Origin of the sequence: Methylobacterium sp. WL116, from assembly GCF_008039455.1 — a bacterium.
Lineage (GTDB): Bacteria > Pseudomonadota > Alphaproteobacteria > Rhizobiales > Beijerinckiaceae > Methylobacterium.
Genome location: NZ_VRUV01000831.1, coordinates 1 through 1,360, shown reverse-complemented (window position 1 = coordinate 1,360; position 1,360 = coordinate 1). Strand labels below are relative to the sequence as shown.

Sequence of the window (1,360 nt, the reverse complement as noted above, 5' to 3'; positions counted from 1 at the left end):
GGCGAGGGCCGCACGGGTGCCGATGCCGTCTTCCGGGTCGGCGCTCGCCACCGCGACCACCGGCTTCGGCTTCCCGCGCGCCACCGCGACCGGCGCCGGAGCCGGATCGCTGCGGCTGCCGAACAGGCCAGCGAGGAACCCGACGAGGCTCGGGCCCTCCTCCTCGTCGGCGGAGGCGATCTGCGAGGACACGCCGAGCACGGTGCCGCCGCGGGCCAGGATCTCGGCGCGGGCCTCCTCGTAGCGCGGGAACGGCCGGTTGTCGGACGCCAGGTGGACGGTCTTGCCGTCGGGGAACAGGCGGGCGAGCTGGTCGTGGCTCATCCGCGGCCACATCCGGACCGAGCCGACGTCGAGATGGACGAAGGGCGAGCCGGCATGCGGATACCAGCCGACGCCGCCGCGCTGCATCTGCAGCCCGACCGCGCGGATCTCGTCGATCGAGACGCCCGGCAGGTAGAAATCCATCGCCTTGCCGAGCATGTGCTGGCTGTACTCGGCCACCGCCTTCGAGCGGCGGCGCAGCATCGCGTTGGTGCCGGGCGAGCGATAGGCCGACACCACGTGGATCGGCTCCGAGGCGCCGACCTGCCGATAGGCCTCCCAGACCGTGTCGAACAGGCGCGGGTCCATCTTGGTCGGCTCGTCGATGCGCCAGTCGCGCAGGAGCCAGTTCAGCTGCTCCAGGGCCGCGCGGTCGTAGCGCCCATCGCGCTTGAACGTGATGGTCGCGCTCTCCTTGGTGTGGGTGTGGAAGATCGTGAGCGAGCGGGTGTCGCCGTTGGCGACCGCATCCTGGGTGCCGGTGGTTCCGGCCGCCAGCGCCAGCGCCATGCCGGAGAGTCCGAAGAGGATGCGCCGAAGACGCGAGGGCCGGGGCGTCGTCTGGCTCGGCGTCGGCACGATCGTCTCACCCCTCGGACGCGACCCGCGTTCGGCGCGGAACCATGGTGAACGCAAGGTTGCCGAAAACCGTGAAGACCCGGTTATCGGCGGCCCGAGCCGGACACACGCGATTCCCTTACGGCTAAGTCTGGACCGTGGCGAAATCGTGCCGGCAAGCGCGGCGGCACACGTCGCCGCGGCGGTCGCCCGACGGGTGATGCGAATGGGCCACGGGGCCGGTGCGGGGGCTCCTCACGGACCGCGACCGGCGGGCTGCGGTCACCACCAGCTGCGCGAGACCGGAGCCGGGTTCGGCGTCCACAGGCCGGGCTCGCCGAACTCGGGCGGCGGCGCGGCCACCGCGATCTGCCCGTCCGCGTCGCGCGGCAGGTCGAGGGGCGGGGTCAGCGTCGCCGCCGAGATCGACGCGTCGAAGACGCGGGAGGGCCTCTACGCCGCGTTCTCTCCCCTGCGT

General features: G+C 72.4%; 2 protein-coding genes. One reads left to right on the top strand and one right to left on the bottom strand.

Translation table 11 applies throughout. The features are described 5' to 3' along the window. On the bottom strand, positions 1-834 hold an 834-nt coding region (locus FV223_RS27730; protein ID WP_147729889.1), incomplete at its 3' end, for a DUF882 domain-containing protein. A 268-nt stretch (positions 835-1,102) separates the two neighbouring features. On the opposite strand from FV223_RS27730, the gene FV223_RS31345 reads away from it, so the two are divergent. After that, on the top strand, positions 1,103-1,360 hold a 258-nt coding region (locus FV223_RS31345), incomplete at its 3' end, for a hypothetical protein (RefSeq protein ID WP_210247534.1).